At 40.0% G+C, this 13,836-nt stretch carries 18 protein-coding genes and 1 pseudogene; 7 read left to right on the forward strand and 12 right to left on the reverse strand.

Features of this window, described 5'->3' with window-relative positions; translation table 11 throughout:
* From gntK to OSCI_RS08440, 4 genes are all read right to left on the reverse strand, one after another.
* Positions 1-1,552 (reverse strand): gluconokinase (gene gntK / locus OSCI_RS08430; protein WP_019487580.1); only part of this gene is annotated, 1,552 nt, incomplete at its 3' end.
* A gap of 20 nt (positions 1,553-1,572) precedes the next feature.
* A complete protein-coding gene (locus OSCI_RS08435) occupies positions 1,573-2,232 on the reverse strand; it encodes a tetratricopeptide repeat protein (RefSeq protein WP_007354494.1) in 660 nt (219 codons plus the stop codon).
* A 137-nt stretch (positions 2,233-2,369) separates the two neighbouring features.
* Positions 2,370-2,525 (reverse strand): hypothetical protein, encoded by a 156-nt coding sequence (locus tag OSCI_RS29780; protein ID WP_155523412.1) that lies wholly within the window; start codon positions 2,523-2,525, stop codon positions 2,370-2,372.
* Between the two features lie 37 nt (positions 2,526-2,562).
* The gene (locus tag OSCI_RS08440; protein ID WP_007354496.1) at positions 2,563-2,928 is read right to left on the reverse strand and encodes a hypothetical protein; all 366 of its coding nucleotides are present in this window, start codon (positions 2,926-2,928) and stop codon (positions 2,563-2,565) included.
* 154 nt (positions 2,929-3,082) lie between these two features.
* Here OSCI_RS08440 and OSCI_RS29785 point away from each other — a divergent pair, with 154 nt between their 5' ends.
* Positions 3,083-3,244, forward strand: a complete 162-nt coding sequence (locus tag OSCI_RS29785; protein ID WP_155523411.1) for a hypothetical protein — start codon at positions 3,083-3,085, stop codon at positions 3,242-3,244.
* A gap of 111 nt (positions 3,245-3,355) precedes the next feature.
* Here the strand turns inward: OSCI_RS29785 and OSCI_RS08445 are convergent, their stop codons facing one another.
* Entirely contained in the window at positions 3,356-3,904 is a 549-nt protein-coding gene (locus tag OSCI_RS08445) for a DUF3124 domain-containing protein (RefSeq protein WP_007354497.1), read from the reverse strand.
* A gap of 132 nt (positions 3,905-4,036) precedes the next feature.
* On the opposite strand from OSCI_RS08445, the gene OSCI_RS08450 reads away from it, so the two are divergent.
* Together OSCI_RS08450 and OSCI_RS08455 are read left to right on the forward strand one after the other, a co-directional pair.
* A complete protein-coding gene (locus OSCI_RS08450; RefSeq protein ID WP_007354498.1) occupies positions 4,037-4,729 on the forward strand; it encodes a potassium channel family protein in 693 nt (230 codons plus the stop codon).
* Between the two features lie 218 nt (positions 4,730-4,947).
* Positions 4,948-6,576, forward strand: a complete 1,629-nt coding sequence (locus OSCI_RS08455) for a sodium:proton antiporter (protein WP_324603622.1) — start codon at positions 4,948-4,950, stop codon at positions 6,574-6,576.
* Between the two features lie 160 nt (positions 6,577-6,736).
* Here OSCI_RS08455 and OSCI_RS08460 read toward each other — a convergent pair whose 3' ends face one another.
* From OSCI_RS08460 to OSCI_RS32375, 3 genes and pseudogenes are all read right to left on the reverse strand, one after another.
* Complete coding sequence (locus OSCI_RS08460; protein WP_007354500.1) at positions 6,737-7,243, reverse strand: GNAT family N-acetyltransferase; 507 nt, start codon at positions 7,241-7,243, stop codon at positions 6,737-6,739.
* Positions 7,244-7,531: a DUF1778 domain-containing protein gene (locus tag OSCI_RS08465; RefSeq protein ID WP_007354501.1), complete on the reverse strand. Its 288-nt coding sequence runs from the start codon at positions 7,529-7,531 to the stop codon at positions 7,244-7,246. It abuts the gene before it with no gap.
* Positions 7,532-7,559: 28 nt separating this feature from the next.
* Positions 7,560-7,688: pseudogene (locus tag OSCI_RS32375) on the reverse strand (hypothetical protein); the annotation flags it as partial.
* A gap of 74 nt (positions 7,689-7,762) precedes the next feature.
* Here OSCI_RS32375 and OSCI_RS08470 point away from each other — a divergent pair.
* The 3 genes from OSCI_RS08470 to OSCI_RS08480 are packed head-to-tail and all read left to right on the forward strand — an operon-like array spanning position 7,763 to position 8,531.
* Entirely contained in the window at positions 7,763-7,972 is a 210-nt protein-coding gene (locus tag OSCI_RS08470; RefSeq protein WP_007354502.1) for a hypothetical protein, read from the forward strand.
* 57 nt (positions 7,973-8,029) lie between these two features.
* Complete coding sequence (locus OSCI_RS08475; protein WP_007354503.1) at positions 8,030-8,269, forward strand: hypothetical protein; 240 nt, start codon at positions 8,030-8,032, stop codon at positions 8,267-8,269.
* Positions 8,250-8,531, forward strand: a complete 282-nt coding sequence (locus tag OSCI_RS08480) for a type II toxin-antitoxin system YafQ family toxin (RefSeq protein WP_026103787.1) — start codon at positions 8,250-8,252, stop codon at positions 8,529-8,531. Before OSCI_RS08475 ends, OSCI_RS08480 begins: the two co-directional genes overlap by 20 nt.
* An 18-nt stretch (positions 8,532-8,549) precedes the next feature.
* On the opposite strand, the gene OSCI_RS32380 is transcribed toward OSCI_RS08480, so the two are convergent.
* Positions 8,550-8,954 carry a hypothetical protein gene (locus OSCI_RS32380; protein ID WP_420705284.1) on the reverse strand — a complete coding sequence of 135 codons (405 nt, stop codon included), beginning with the start codon at positions 8,952-8,954 and terminating at the stop codon, positions 8,550-8,552.
* Between the two features lie 110 nt (positions 8,955-9,064).
* On the opposite strand from OSCI_RS32380, the gene OSCI_RS08490 reads away from it, so the two are divergent.
* Positions 9,065-10,306, forward strand: a complete 1,242-nt coding sequence (locus OSCI_RS08490; protein WP_007354506.1) for a DUF6602 domain-containing protein — start codon at positions 9,065-9,067, stop codon at positions 10,304-10,306.
* A gap of 343 nt (positions 10,307-10,649) precedes the next feature.
* Here the strand turns inward: OSCI_RS08490 and OSCI_RS08495 are convergent, their stop codons facing one another.
* From OSCI_RS08495 to OSCI_RS08505, 3 genes are all read right to left on the reverse strand, one after another.
* Positions 10,650-11,714, reverse strand: a complete 1,065-nt coding sequence (locus tag OSCI_RS08495; RefSeq protein ID WP_007354508.1) for an ABC transporter ATP-binding protein — start codon at positions 11,712-11,714, stop codon at positions 10,650-10,652.
* Positions 11,715-11,931: 217 nt separating this feature from the next.
* Entirely contained in the window at positions 11,932-12,795 is an 864-nt protein-coding gene (locus tag OSCI_RS08500; RefSeq protein ID WP_007354509.1) for a carbohydrate ABC transporter permease, read from the reverse strand.
* A 90-nt stretch (positions 12,796-12,885) separates the two neighbouring features.
* Positions 12,886-13,779: a carbohydrate ABC transporter permease gene (locus tag OSCI_RS08505; protein WP_007354510.1), complete on the reverse strand. Its 894-nt coding sequence runs from the start codon at positions 13,777-13,779 to the stop codon at positions 12,886-12,888.
* Positions 13,780-13,836: the final 57 nt, after the last annotated feature.

Below are 13,836 nucleotides of genomic sequence, written 5' to 3' on the forward strand. Positions count from 1 at the left end.
AAATTGATTTATCACTCAATTGTGTTGCCATTACCGCAAGGCGATCGTATTCCCCTTGCAATTGCTGCAAAATGCGAGTATAAACAGGGATAATTTTCTGATAAACCTTCACATTTTTGGGAATTGGTCGGTATTGCGAACTTTGTCCGAGCATCTGGTAAACAGCATTTAAGTCAGAAATTTTACCTAGTGCGTAAAGTCCTAAAACTGCTGCTCCCAGACTGCCACTTTCATAACTATCTAGTACGTTAATCTCGCACTGAAAAACATCAGCCAAAAGTTGCCGAAAAAAGTTATTTTTCATCAACCCTCCCGTTGCCTTAACCGTTTTAAATTCGCCAATTTCCTCTTGTAAAGCGCCTGCAACTAAGTATAAATTAAAAACGATTCCTTCCAACATTGCTCGAATTAAATGGGCTCTTGTATGCCGCAGAGTCATCCCGACAAAAGAACCGCTGGCGTTAGCATTCCAAAGCGGCGATCGCTCTCCTGCTAAATAAGGATGAAAAATCAAACCTTCCGCTCCGGGAGGTACAGTTTGTGCTAGATTAATTAATAAGTCATAAGGGTCTTGACCTTCCTGTTGGGCGATCGCGACCTCATTTGCTCCTAAATTATCGCGAATCCAGCGCAAAATTATCCCGCTGCTATTAACAGCACCGCCAATTACCCAATAGTTTTCAGTCAAAGCATAGCAGAACAATCGCTCTTTTGGATCTGTCTGAGGTCGATCGATAACAGCACGAATTGCCCCGCTAGTTCCTAGTGTCACCGCTACGATTCCCGGTGAAATTGCCCCGACACTTAAGTTAGATAATGCGCCATCGCTAGCACCGACAACGATAGGCGTATTTGCAGGAATTCCCATCTCAGCAGCAATAGCTGGGTTAATATCTGGAACTATATGCGTAGTCGGGACTAATTGCGATAAATGCTGTTCAGTAATTCCTGCTATTTCCAGTGCTTCTTTGTCCCAAGCTAATGCTTGTAAATTCATTAACCCCGTTGCCGAAGCTATGGAATAATCTACTATATATTGTTGAAATAATCGATAAAAAACGTATTCTTTAATCGAAATAAACTTAGCAGATTTATTAAATAATTCTGGTTGTTCGTTGCGAAGCCAAATTAATTTTACCAAAGGAGACATCGCATGAATTGGCATTCCTGTGCGGCGGTAAAGAGCGCGTCCTTTTTCCTGTTGTTTGAGTAAAATAGCCTGTTTAGCACTGCGGTTATCGGCCCAAGTAATACTCTTAGTAAGCAACTTATTATTGTTATCAATCGCAATCAAGCTGTGCATTGCTGCACTAAAGGACAAACACAAAATTTCAGCCGGATTGATCGCGCTATTTTTTACTACTGAGTTTACTGATTTAACAACGGCTGCAAAAATCTCTTCTGGATCTTGTTCTGCTACTCCCGTCGCGGGTGTAGACAAGGGATACTCGATGAAATATTGACCAACCTGCTCGCCTTTTTCTGTAAACAGAACAGCTTTAGTGCTGGTAGTGCCGATATCTACTCCGATCGCATAGCCATGAATATTCATGGTAAAAAACTAATCACAAATTACAAAGAACCTCGACATTGAGCTGATTTCATTAAATCATGGATTGCACCATTACTATCACCTAAATTTGAACGAGTAACAGCTCTGTTGTAGTAAGCTTGAGCTTGATGGGGATTTAGCTCGATCGCAGAGTTAAAATCTGCTAGTGCTTCCTTTTTGTTCCCAGAGTTGTAGTGAATAATCCCGCGATTCAAGTAAGATTTACCACATTTAGGATTAATGGCTAGTGCTAAACTGTAATCAACTAGAGCTCCGGCTTCGTCTCCCATGCGACTGCGAATAAATCCCCGATTACTGTAAAATTTAGCATTTTTGGAATTGAGCTTGATTGCCATATTTAAATCTTGTAAAGCTGAGTATTTATCACCCAAATTGTAGCGAGCCACGCCTCGATCGTTGTAAGCGTAAGCGGAATCGGGATTAATATTTAGAGCCATGTTGAAATTTTCTATGGCCCCTCCAAAGTCTTGTTTGGCAAGTTTTTTGACACCCTGAAGATAAAAGCTTCTATCAGTTTTATTAGAAGTTACGGTTGTTTGAGGATTGGCTTTTTGAGCGGGCAATTTTTTGGTCTTGACAAAACGAAGACCTAAAATATTGATAGAGTTGAAAAGAGCTGTGACAGTGAGGGTGCTGGGAAGAATGGGGACAGTAGACATAAGACAAGAGGCGCTTAACTCGATAGTCTTATCATCTCGCCTTTCTCCAGAAGCATAAGTGATAGCCGCACTCGGAGGAATGTGATTATTTCGAGGCTAATGAGTGACGGCATCGATTTAAACTAAGTGATGAGCTGTTACTGATGTGTACGATCGCAGTCACAACTACAGATGAGGTCTGCGATACAGAGGCTAAATTCGCGATCGATCGCTACTCTAGATGGGATAGCACCCTCCCAAACCCACGCCAGAGTTGCGTCAATAACTTTTTTAAGGATTTTTTTAGGTTTCATCGCTCTCAAGAGGTAAGAAAATAGAGATAGGTTGGCCTTAATTGGCGATCGCAGCACTCAAGTCGCCGCCAAAAGCAAAAACCCTCTCCCCTTCGCGCCACAGCACTGATTCCACTTCCTCCACCGGAATCGTCACCCAGCCATGCTCTAACAACTGGAAGGAATCAACGATCATCTGGGGGTCATCTGCATTTGCAGCGTAGAGATTAAATAATCTTAGCTCTTGCTGAGTTGTCAACCCTTTGACATTGACTCGAAATGCTGGCTGTATATCAATTAGCTCATAGCTCAGCTCGTCATAAATCTCGATGAAGTCGTCAGGAGTGGGGCCAAAGCTAGGAATCCCTTCGGGAAATAGCTCTTTGAGTTCTTGATTCTTGTTATTGATGAGTAAGTAGTACATCAGCGCCTCCAAAAGATGAATATTTACTTTCTACTACTCAAAACTACTTTTATCCGCTTCATTACCCCACAGTTGACAGTTTTGTAGCCTAACCAAGCTAAGTACACGGAATATAATATTTGTCAACTTTTGAAAAGCTTACAGAGCGGTGATTTTGACATTTTACCCAAGTGACGGCCGCTACCACTCAATGCGATCGCAATCACAAATGGCACAACCCCTCTTGTCAAAATCCTTGTTTTATGCTATCTTTGCGATTCCTGTTTCAAAAATTTTGACTTTCGGCTTTCAGTTGCGATCGCCTTCAGAAGTTTGATAAGTAGAAGGAAAAAGAAGACTGGGGACGCTAAGGCTTTTTCCCAATTAGCAGTTAACAATTAACAATTAGCAATTAGCCATTAGCCATTAGCAATTAGCCATTAGCCATTTAAGGATAATTTTTAATCAATTTCCCGCGACTAATAAAAGAAATACTTTGATTTCCTACAGCACTAATCATCACCGCCTCAACAATCGGCTCAGAAACAGTGGTTACGCTCAACCACTCAACAATAAAATTAGCTCCCGCCCCTCCATTTCTATCCGTTCTATTAACAACAAAATCTAGCGAAGCTAGACGATCTAATTCCACCGCCTGCTCCAAATATTCTTTTAACAAATTACCAGCGCTATTATAGTACCGTACTGAAGTAACAATTATAGGATTAGTTAAATCTGTATTACGAATACTCAAAGTTGCCGCCAGATCCAAACTTTTTTCGGGATTTTCATAATAAATATGAGAATAAATAGGCACATATATTGTCTGCCCCATTTTACCCTTAAAATTTCGCTCTAAAACAACTTTTTTTAAACTAACTTGCTCGGCGTTATTAATATTTTCCCCTCTCGGCTGAGGAAACTGCCGCCATCCAACCGAACTACAGCCTATAATAAATAGCGTCAATAGCAGAAATATTAAAGATAATATCTTCATAGAAATTCAGGAGATATCTAAACGCGATCGCTGCCCGTGCAAATTGTAACTATAGCCTTCAAATATTGTATCTTAATTCTAAAGCGAGCATATCTGATGTACCATTAAGAATTATTCTCTAAGAGGCTAACTATGTACGTTTTAGTAGGCGGTGCGGGAATTTTAGGACTACGTTTAGCGCAACAGTTATTAGAAATGGGACATACTGTCGCAGTAGTCGATATCAACTCCTCCGTCTGCCAATATGCTCGCGAGAAAGTAGGAGTTATGGCCTTTGAAGGCAGCGCCGTCAGCACCACAGTACTAATCGAAGCAGGAATTCGCAGAGCAGGCTCAGTAGTTGCCACCCTCAGCAGCGATGCCTTAAACTTAGCCCTAGTCACCCTTGCCAAGCACTACAAAGTTCCCCATATCGTCACCCGCATCATCGATTCTGATTTCGCAGAACCCTATCGAATTGCCGGAGCAAACCACGTTATCAGTACAATCGATCTAGCTGTAGCATCAATGGCAAACGCAATAGAATATCCCGAAATTGAATCAATGATGCACTTTGAACAAGGGCAAATCGAAGTTTTAAAACTCTCCATTCCCGGCAATTGTTACGCAGCAGCTAAGACAGTTGCCGAAATCGCCCAAGACCCACGCTTTCCGGCTGGCTCTTTAATTATTGGCTATCAACCTCATCCCCACGAACCGCTAATGATTCCTAATGGTCAAACTGTCTTAGAACAAGAATCAACCATTCTCGTTGTTACCAAACCAGGATTAGTCCGCCAGATGCTCAAATTTCTAGGAATTTTGGAATCAATATGCAAAGATTAATCAAATAGGACTTATGGAAGAAGGCTTAAAAAGTAGGATTTACGCAATCAATACGTTCTCATGTCATTGCGAGTGAAACGAAGCAATTTCATACCTTTATAATCTTCTGTCATTGCGAGTGAAGCGAAGCAATCTCAGACCTTGATATTTGCGTTACGATACCTAAGTCATAACAGACCTAATCTATAAACTAACTAAGCATTTGGAGCTAATTTGACGTGATACAAGTAATGCAGTGGTCTTGGGAGAAACTACTCTTAGGAAACCTTGATCCCGCAGTTAATAATAGTCAAGAAAACGTTGCAGAATTAGTCATAGTTCTGATTATTTTGCTCTTGGGTGCTACAGGCGTTGCCCTAATAACGCGGCGGTTTCGTATTCCCTACGTCACCGGTTTAGTATTAGCCGGTTTCGCAGTGACAGATTTGCTCCCCCGTCACACTGGACTAGATCCTTCCCTAGTGTTAAATCTTTTCCTCCCAATTTTAATCTTTGAAGCCGGTATCAATACAGATATAAGTCGTCTCCGTAGCACATTTAAACCAATTGCTCTCTTAGCTGTGCCTGGAAGCATACTTTCTTCTGCTATTATCGGGATTATCTTAAAATTTAGCCTGGGACTGACTTGGATACCCGCTTTACTTCTAGGAGTAGTCCTGGCAAACACAGATACCGTCTCCATGATTGCCGTCTTTAAAAATATACCTGTACCCTCAAGGCTTTCTACCATTGTTGAAGGAGAAACCTTATTTAATGATGCCACCGGCCTAGTTTTATTCAACCTGATTTTAAAAGTATATTCAACTGGTTCGCTGACCTTTTTAGAGGGAGTAAAAGACCTCCTATTTATATCTTTAGGAGGAATCTTTGTTGGGTTAATCTTGGGCTATTTAAGCATACCTGTATTTGAACGTTTAGACGATCCTCTCAGCAGCTTATTATTGACAGTTGCAGTTGCATTAGGCACTTTTCAGGTAGGACAATCTCTAGGTGTTTCGGGTGCTGTCGCTGTAGTTGTAGCTGGATTAATTTTTGGGAATCTAGGACTTTCTCGCACCCCTTCCGCTTCTGCCCGTATTACCTTATTAAGTTTCTGGGAATATGCCAGTTTTAGTGTCAATACTTTTATTTTTCTACTAATTGGTGTAGAAATAAACCTGATTACACTATTGAACGCTTTACCTGCTGTTTTAATTGCTATTTGTGCTTTTCAAGCTGGTCGAATTCTCTCAGTATATCCACTTTTAGCAGGAATTAGTTGGATAGATCGTCCAATTCCTTTACCCTGGCAACATTTACTTTTTTTAGGTAATATCAAAGGCTCATTATCAATGGCTTTAGCCTTAAGTTTACCTACGACATTACCAGGCCGCGAAGGTCTAATCGCTTTAATTTACGGCTGTGTTTTGGTATCATTAGTTGGTCAGGGATCGAGCTTACCTTGGGTAGTAAAACGGTTAAATTTATCTAAATTTTCAGAGGCGAAGCGGCAGATAGAAGAATTACAAGCTCAGTTAATTACATCTAAAGCAGCACAGGATGAATTAGATAGTTTGTTGAAGTCGGGAGTGTTACCAAAAGCTGTCTATGAAGAGATGCGTTCAGGTTATCAGGTGCGAGTAGCAGGTGCGGAAAAATTACTGCGGGAAATCTACAATCGTCGCCCAGATGAATTCGATCCAAAACGTGGATCGACTGGGAAAATTGATGGGATTCGACGGCGTTTATTGTTAGCTGAGAAAGTAGCGCTTACTGAAGCAATTCGCAAGCGAATTCTTTCGGAAGAAATTGTACATGAGCGGCTGAAAAAACTGGATCAGCAATTGCTAATACTAGAAGATGATTGACGATCGGTATCAATTCTATAGGAGTAAATTTCTGCTAAATCTTGTGATGAAACGCAGAGAATTTCTGTTTCACTGGGTCGAAAATTTTCTAATGCCGCGCTGTGTTTAGGTGCTTTAGTATTAGTGTTGATGCAGAAGAGTTGGAGGGTTAGCTGAAATTCTATGTCAATTCTTCTCTGATTTTTGTTAGGGCAATAAAAAGCGAAAATTCATCTTCTTCTAAAGGAATAAATCCATATTTCAGATAAAATGCTTTGGCTGACTCGTTTAAGGCATCAACTGTTACACCAAATACTCCGATATCTGCTGATAAATGAATAAGTTTAGCAAAAGCATCAACCAATAAAGTTTCTCCTAAGCGTTTTCCTTGCATGGCTTGGGTTACGGCTAATTTACCGATTCGCATGACTGGAATAGGATAACGGGGTAATCCTTTAGTCAATTGAGTTGGGAGGGATTCTCGTTTTAATTCAGCCATGCTAATTGAGTAATAACCGACGACCTCGCCTTCTCCAGACTTAGGAATAGCTACCCAAGTTTTAGCCATACCTTTTTTGTGGTTTTGCTTGGCGTATTTTTGCAGATATTCGTTTAATTCGGGTATGCCGCAATCAAAATTATCTCTAATCGCCCGATTGTCTTCAATTGAGCAAATAATCCATTCCATTTATTTTTCTAAATTTTCTTGTTTATAACGGTTAATAGCAGTTTTTAGAGCCGAATTGAGTTCGGGAGGATTGTTAATTGCAGAAGTGACAATTTCCCAGTCTTTCTCTGAGAGAGTAATTGATTCTGTTTTCAGGAGAGATTGTTCGGCAATCTCGGTAGCAATCTTGAGGAGATATTCACTTAAACTCAGACCTTCGAGAGTTGCCGCTTTTTCAAGTATTGTTTTGCGGTCTTGAGGAAGTACGATCTCAATAGTAGTGGTTTGAGAAGGGGATGAGAGGGACATAAACGACTCCAACTTAGTTATTCCTATTTTACTGGAAATTTTCTTTTAAATTTCTAAAATAGTGCGTTGCAGCCAATTGTAGGTAGATGTCGGCGGCGGGGTTATGGGGGTTATCGAATTTGCTGCCGTCGATGCAGAGGAGTTGGAGGGAAGGCGTGGAAGTTGGGTTCGGTGAGTTGGGGCGTTGCTATGGCATGATTAAAAGTAGCTCGATACCGTGAGGGTTGGTAAATGATGACCTTTAATGATGTAGTCGAGGTAATTAAAGGTCTTTCTACCGATGAAAAGCAGGAGATTCAAATGTTATTAAACCAATACATCCGTGAAGAACGCGGTGATGAGATATATGATAACTTTAATTTAGCGCAGGTCGAACACCAAAAAGGTGAACTGAAGTTTTCCTCTAATATTAACGAACTGAGAAAAATGATCGAGGAATAATAGTGGAAGTTAGTTTTAGTTCTGCTTTCAAACGCGCCTACTAAAAGGATAAAAAATATGAGCATTATATCTTTTCAAGAAATTATAGATTCTGTTGAGAAACTCTCTCTTGACGATCAAGACTATTTGTTTGAGCTAATCAAAAAAAGAAGAATTGAAAAGCGACGTTTAGAGATTGCTGCCAATGCTAAAGCTACTTTGGAGTCTTTAAAACAAGGAACAGCAAAAAAAGGAAGTGTGAATGATTTAATTGCTGATTTATGGGATGATAAAGACGATGAAGATAGTTTGGGATAATAGCTTTAAACGGGCTTTCCGAAAACTTATAAAGAAGAATCCTGAAATGAGAGACAGGATTATTAATGTGCTTAATTTGTTAAGTCTCGATCCTCTTACTCCCTCTTTAAAATCTCATAAATTAACAGGTTCTTTGGAGGGTTTATGGTCTTGTTCAGTCGCTTATGATTGTCGTATTATATTCACATTTGCTCAAGATGAGGAGTCAGAAGAATCTCTGATTGTTTTAGTTGATGTTGGCTCCCATGATGAGGTTTATTAATGGGAAAACCTTTATAAATTAGATTTCTAAAATAGTCCGTTGTAGCCAAGTAATAATAGCTTGAATCAGGTGCGGGTCTTGGGGTGAGAAGGTGGGAATGGTGGGATGGGGTGAGTCGGTAATAACGCAGATTGTAGCGTCGAAGCGATCGAGAAAATCGAGAAAAGTTTGGCTAAAACCTTGGGGTTTCGCCTCTTCGTAGAACATGAGGATGGGGTGTTTATCCCAGTCTAGGAGTTGCCAGTAGATTTTGAGATCGGTGAGGGTGCGGGGTGTACCTTCTGTGGATTTGGGGCAGTGGTGTTTTTTGACGAGTTGCAGGTAGATATCGGTGGCGGGGTTATCGGGGTTATCGAATTTGCTGCTGTGGATGACGCTATGTAACGATAATTTAGGACTATAATGGGTACTAGAACGCTTAATCTATGAAATACTGCAAAATCCTAACTTTTTGAGTATATCTTGACCAAAGGTACAAATATGCGATATTTTCTGGAAATAAACTGATATCAAAATCAAAAAATACTCATAAAATGAAAGAGCCAGACCCTATCCACAAGTCAATTTCAGAGTTAAAATCAAAGGCTAGAGAGTTTCGAGAAAAATCCACTGAATTTCAAGGACTGGAGAGAGAGTTTACTTTCATTCAAGATGAACTTCTCAAAAAATATGAGAGATCATCACCCCACAGAAAGCAGCCAGCAGATCTGGGCGATATTCGAGAAGCGATTTTAAGAGAATTTCTATCCTCTACAGGATACCTTCCTTTGAAATACGGTGTTTCCAAGTCAAGTGTTCGTATTGTCACTCAAACTGGACATCCAAGCAACCAAATTGACATAGCAATCTATGACTCTCTTAATAGTCCTATGTTACTTAGCTATTCAAGTCTTTCATTTTTAGCAATTGAAAGTGTTTATGGCGTTATACAGGTAAAGTCAAGATTGAGCTCTCGAGATGATATAAACGAAGGATTAAATAATATAGCTTCATTTAAAAAACTTGAGGGTTCTGACAATCGTTTCGGAATATTATTTGCATATGATTGCAGCTTGAAATGGACGACTTTAGCTGAAACGGTTAAAGACTTTATGTGCAAAAATACCTCATCAGTATGGACAAATTTTATTGTTGTTTTAAATCAAGGATTAATATTGCCTTGTGAAGAGGGAACATTACCATATGGTGTGAGAAACCATTGTTTCAGGAATAGTGATTTAAGGGGCATTTCCAAGCCAGATGTTATAGGAATTCCTGACACAAGCAATACTCTTCTTAAATTTTATCTTTATCTAATAGATTTATTAAAAAGTTGTACTGTTGAAGAGCTAGATCTATACCAATACGTAAGACTTCCTTTCACAACAGGTGAAAAAGCTTATTGCTTTACTTATGGTGAAATAGAAGAGATTGGGCAATGCCACGAACATGGAACATACCTGCGTAAAATTTCTAATGAAACCATCAATAAAATTATAGATATATGTTCTAGCTCTGAACCTACTGATATGTTGCATCTTTTTGAGGCTGCTTTTGGTTCTAATAACTTGTCTTCACCAGATGGAGATCAGTCTGATCAAGTTTATTTATACAATCCTGACAAACTGCGTTTAGTTGATATTTTGACTTTGCCTAACTCTATTGGTTTACAATGTTATTCTTTATTAATTGACAGAAAGATTTGCATAATACCTAAATACTACAGTTTTAGAGACAAGCTTATTTCTGAGTGTCCTAAATGTAATTATCCAGCAACCTTGTATTTTGAAACGTGAGTTTCTCTAGTATTTTCCAATGACACAATTATAGCGCAGTCTAATATTAGGTTGCTAAACTGTATTATAATTCTTTTTGGATGCGATGCCCAGGAAAAAAGTAATTCAGAACCAGCTCCACACAAGCACACGATTAGCACTTCATCAGAAATGCGATCGCTACTTACCAATCAGATAGGATTCCTAAAATTACTCAAGTTGCTAATGGCTAATGACTAAGGACTGAAAAATAAATAACTTGATCGATTGTCGGATATAACGGAAAGCAGTGCTAGATAGTCAGCCGCAGTAATTCATCAAGTTATTAATTTTTTAATCCTAGTTATTTGCAGCATCATTACCTTCATAGCCGATCGCCACTATTTACATCAAACCAGTGAATTAACTCAGGTGCAAAAGCCAGCGTCACCCTATCCTCATTTAAGTTTTGATCTGGTGGAGTCAACGCCCGCACTTTTACATCTTCTGCACCATTTACTCGGACGCTAATTAAATTCTGCATTCCCAAATTTTCCACCAAATAAACCTGACCTTCAATTGTCTGAAAATCTCCCGATTGAGCAATGCGAACGTGCTCCGGGCGAATACCTAAAATAATCTCTGGAGGAGTTGTCAACATTTGCGGTAAACGCACTTTGAATTTACCCAAAATAGCATCATTGCCTTCACATTTTAGCTTCAGTAAATTCATCTGGGGACTGCCAACAAAACCAGCTACAAATTGATTTGATGGATGGGTGTAAATTCTATGGGGTGGATCGAGTTGTTGCACAATACCATTGTTAAGAACTGCAACTTTTGTTGAAAGCGTCATCGCTTCAGTTTGATCGTGAGTAACGTAAACTACAGGCGCTTTTTGCGTTTTAAATAACTGCTTCAATTCCGCACGAACGTGCTCTCTAAGTAAAGCATCAAGATTGCTTAATGGTTCATCTAGTAAAAATACTTCTGGTTGACGCACTAACGCGCGACCTAATGCTACCCGTTGTCGCTGTCCTCCCGACATTTTACTGGGTTTGCGCTCCATTAATTCAGTCAATCCCAGTGATTCTGCAACTTCCTCTACACGCCTTTTGATTTCGGCGGTGGGAGTTTTGTGCAGTTTTAAACTAGAAGCCATATTTTCATAGACTGTCATGTGGGGGTAGAGGGCGTAACTTTGAAATACCATCGCAATGTCGCGATCGCCTGGTCTGAGATGAGTGACGTTGCGATCGCCAATCGCAATCTTCCCCCTAGTCGGTTGTTCTAACCCTGCAATTAACCGCAACGTTGTGGATTTTCCACACCCAGACGGCCCTAATAAAGTGATAAATTCTCCCTCTTGGACATCTAAGCTAATGTCTTTAACAGGAACAATTTTAGGACTATAAGTTTTATTGATTTCTATCAGTTGTAGTCTGGCCATGATGGTAATTGGTAATTGGTAATTGGTAATTGGTAATTAGTAATTGGTAATTGCTAATGGCTAATTGCTAATGGCTAATTACCCATCTCCCCCCCGCTCCCCTGCTCCCTCGCTCCTCTGCTCCCCTGCTCCCCCTCTTTCCCTAGTCCCTAGCCCCTAGCCCCTAGTCCCTTTTTCTAATTGGTAGTTCCAACAACGAACAACTAACCACTAACAATTATCCTTTAACTGCACCAGCAGTTAAACCTTGGACAATACGGCGCTGGAATGCCAAAACTAGAAGTACCAGAGGCAAAGTTCCCAAAACTGTAGCGGCTGCAATTGGGCCATAAGGAATTTCAAACATTGACGCTCCACTTAGTTGAGCTGTTGCTACGGGAATAGTTTTCATAGATTCGCGAGTAATAAAAGTAAGAGCAAAAATGAACTCATTCCAGGCACAGATGAAAGTCAAAATTCCTGTTGTTATTAACGCTGGTAATGTTATCGGCAAAATAATTTGCCACAGCATTTGAAAAGTGTTATAGCCGTCAATTTTTGCTGCATCTTCTAAATCTTTAGGCAACTGTTGAAAGAAACTCCGCATTACCAAAATAGTCAGCGGCAAATTTATAGCAGTGTAAGGAATAATTAACGCTAAATAATTATTTCCTAAATTCAAAGCTTTGACAATTTCCAACAACCCCAAAAATAGTAGTACACCCGGAAAAAGCGTCACAATCGTGACGCTAGCAAGGATAATTTTCTCACCCCAAAGTCGCAACCGCGCCAAAGCATAAGCTGCGGGAGCACCAAATGCTAAACACAGCAATGTTGAGCTAATGGAAACGAAGGCGCTATTTAAAATATAGAGGGTGAAAGGGCGACGGCGGAACAGAGAAAGGTAATGATCGAAGGTGATTTGTCTAGGAATATAGACATTAGGAACAGCAGAAATATCTGCATTAACCTTGAAAGAAGTCAATACCTGCCACAAAATCGGCCCCATGAAATAAACGACTACTAAAAAAATAGTAACTGGCAAAATAATCAAGCCAATATTGAAATCTTTTTGAGTTGTTTTTTGTCGTGCAATAGCCATTTTTTACTGTTAAATTGACCAATTGAAACTTCTTTAAAACGTAACGCCGCCCTCTGGGCGGTAAAAATACCACCCAGAGGGTAGTGTTACCTAATTTGCTCGCGCTCTAGATAATAAATGGGCAGCAATAGCAACTGCTGCTACCAGGAATAAGAAGGTACAAACTACTAACGCCGCTCCATAGCCAAAATCTAGGTAGCGCATTACTGTACTGTAAATGTAGATAGAAATAGTCTCAGTTCCTCCTGCTGGCCCTCCTCCCGTCATCACTTGAATCAAGTCAAAAATACCGAACGATTGGGCAAATCTAAACAACAATGCTATCACAATTTGGGGCAGTAATAGCGGTAAAGTAATCTGCCGGAAACTCTGCCATCGAGTCGCACCATCAATTGCATGAGCTTCATATAAATCTGGGGAGATTGACTGCAAACCTGCTAACAAAAGCAAAGCGATAAAGGGGGTAGTTTTCCAAACATCTGCTAGCACAACTGCCATCATTGCCAAAGTTGGATCTCCCAGCCAATTAATTCCTATTTTAATTAGTCCTAAACGGATTAAAATGTCATTGATGATGCCATATTGGTCATTGAAAATCCACGCCCAAGCTACTCCCATTAAAGCAGTTGGTAAAGCCCAAGGTAAGAGAGAAATTGTTCGCACTATACCGCGACCTTTAAAGGGTTGATTTAGGACAAGAGCAATACCCATTCCTAAGATTAATTCTAGCAAAACGGAGGAAGTTGTAAATACTCCTGTATTCCATAAACTCTGCCAAAAACGGCCGTCACCGACCATTCTTGTATAATTATCAAAACCAGAGAAAACCAGTTTTAATTCAGTGCCGAGGTTTTGGGCAAATAAACTTAACCAAAAAGCCCGCAATATGGGGTAAGCAAATACGATTATCAGCAAAATTAATGCTGGTGCTACTAATATCCAACCCGTCTTTTGTTCCCGTCGCCGTATCGTGTCTATTGTCATGTATTTAAGGATTGATAATTGTCTATCTTTGTCATACCTATTACTCTAGCTAATTAC

Source organism: Kamptonema sp. PCC 6506, from assembly GCF_000180455.1.
Lineage (GTDB): Bacteria > Cyanobacteriota > Cyanobacteriia > Cyanobacteriales > Microcoleaceae > Kamptonema > Kamptonema formosum.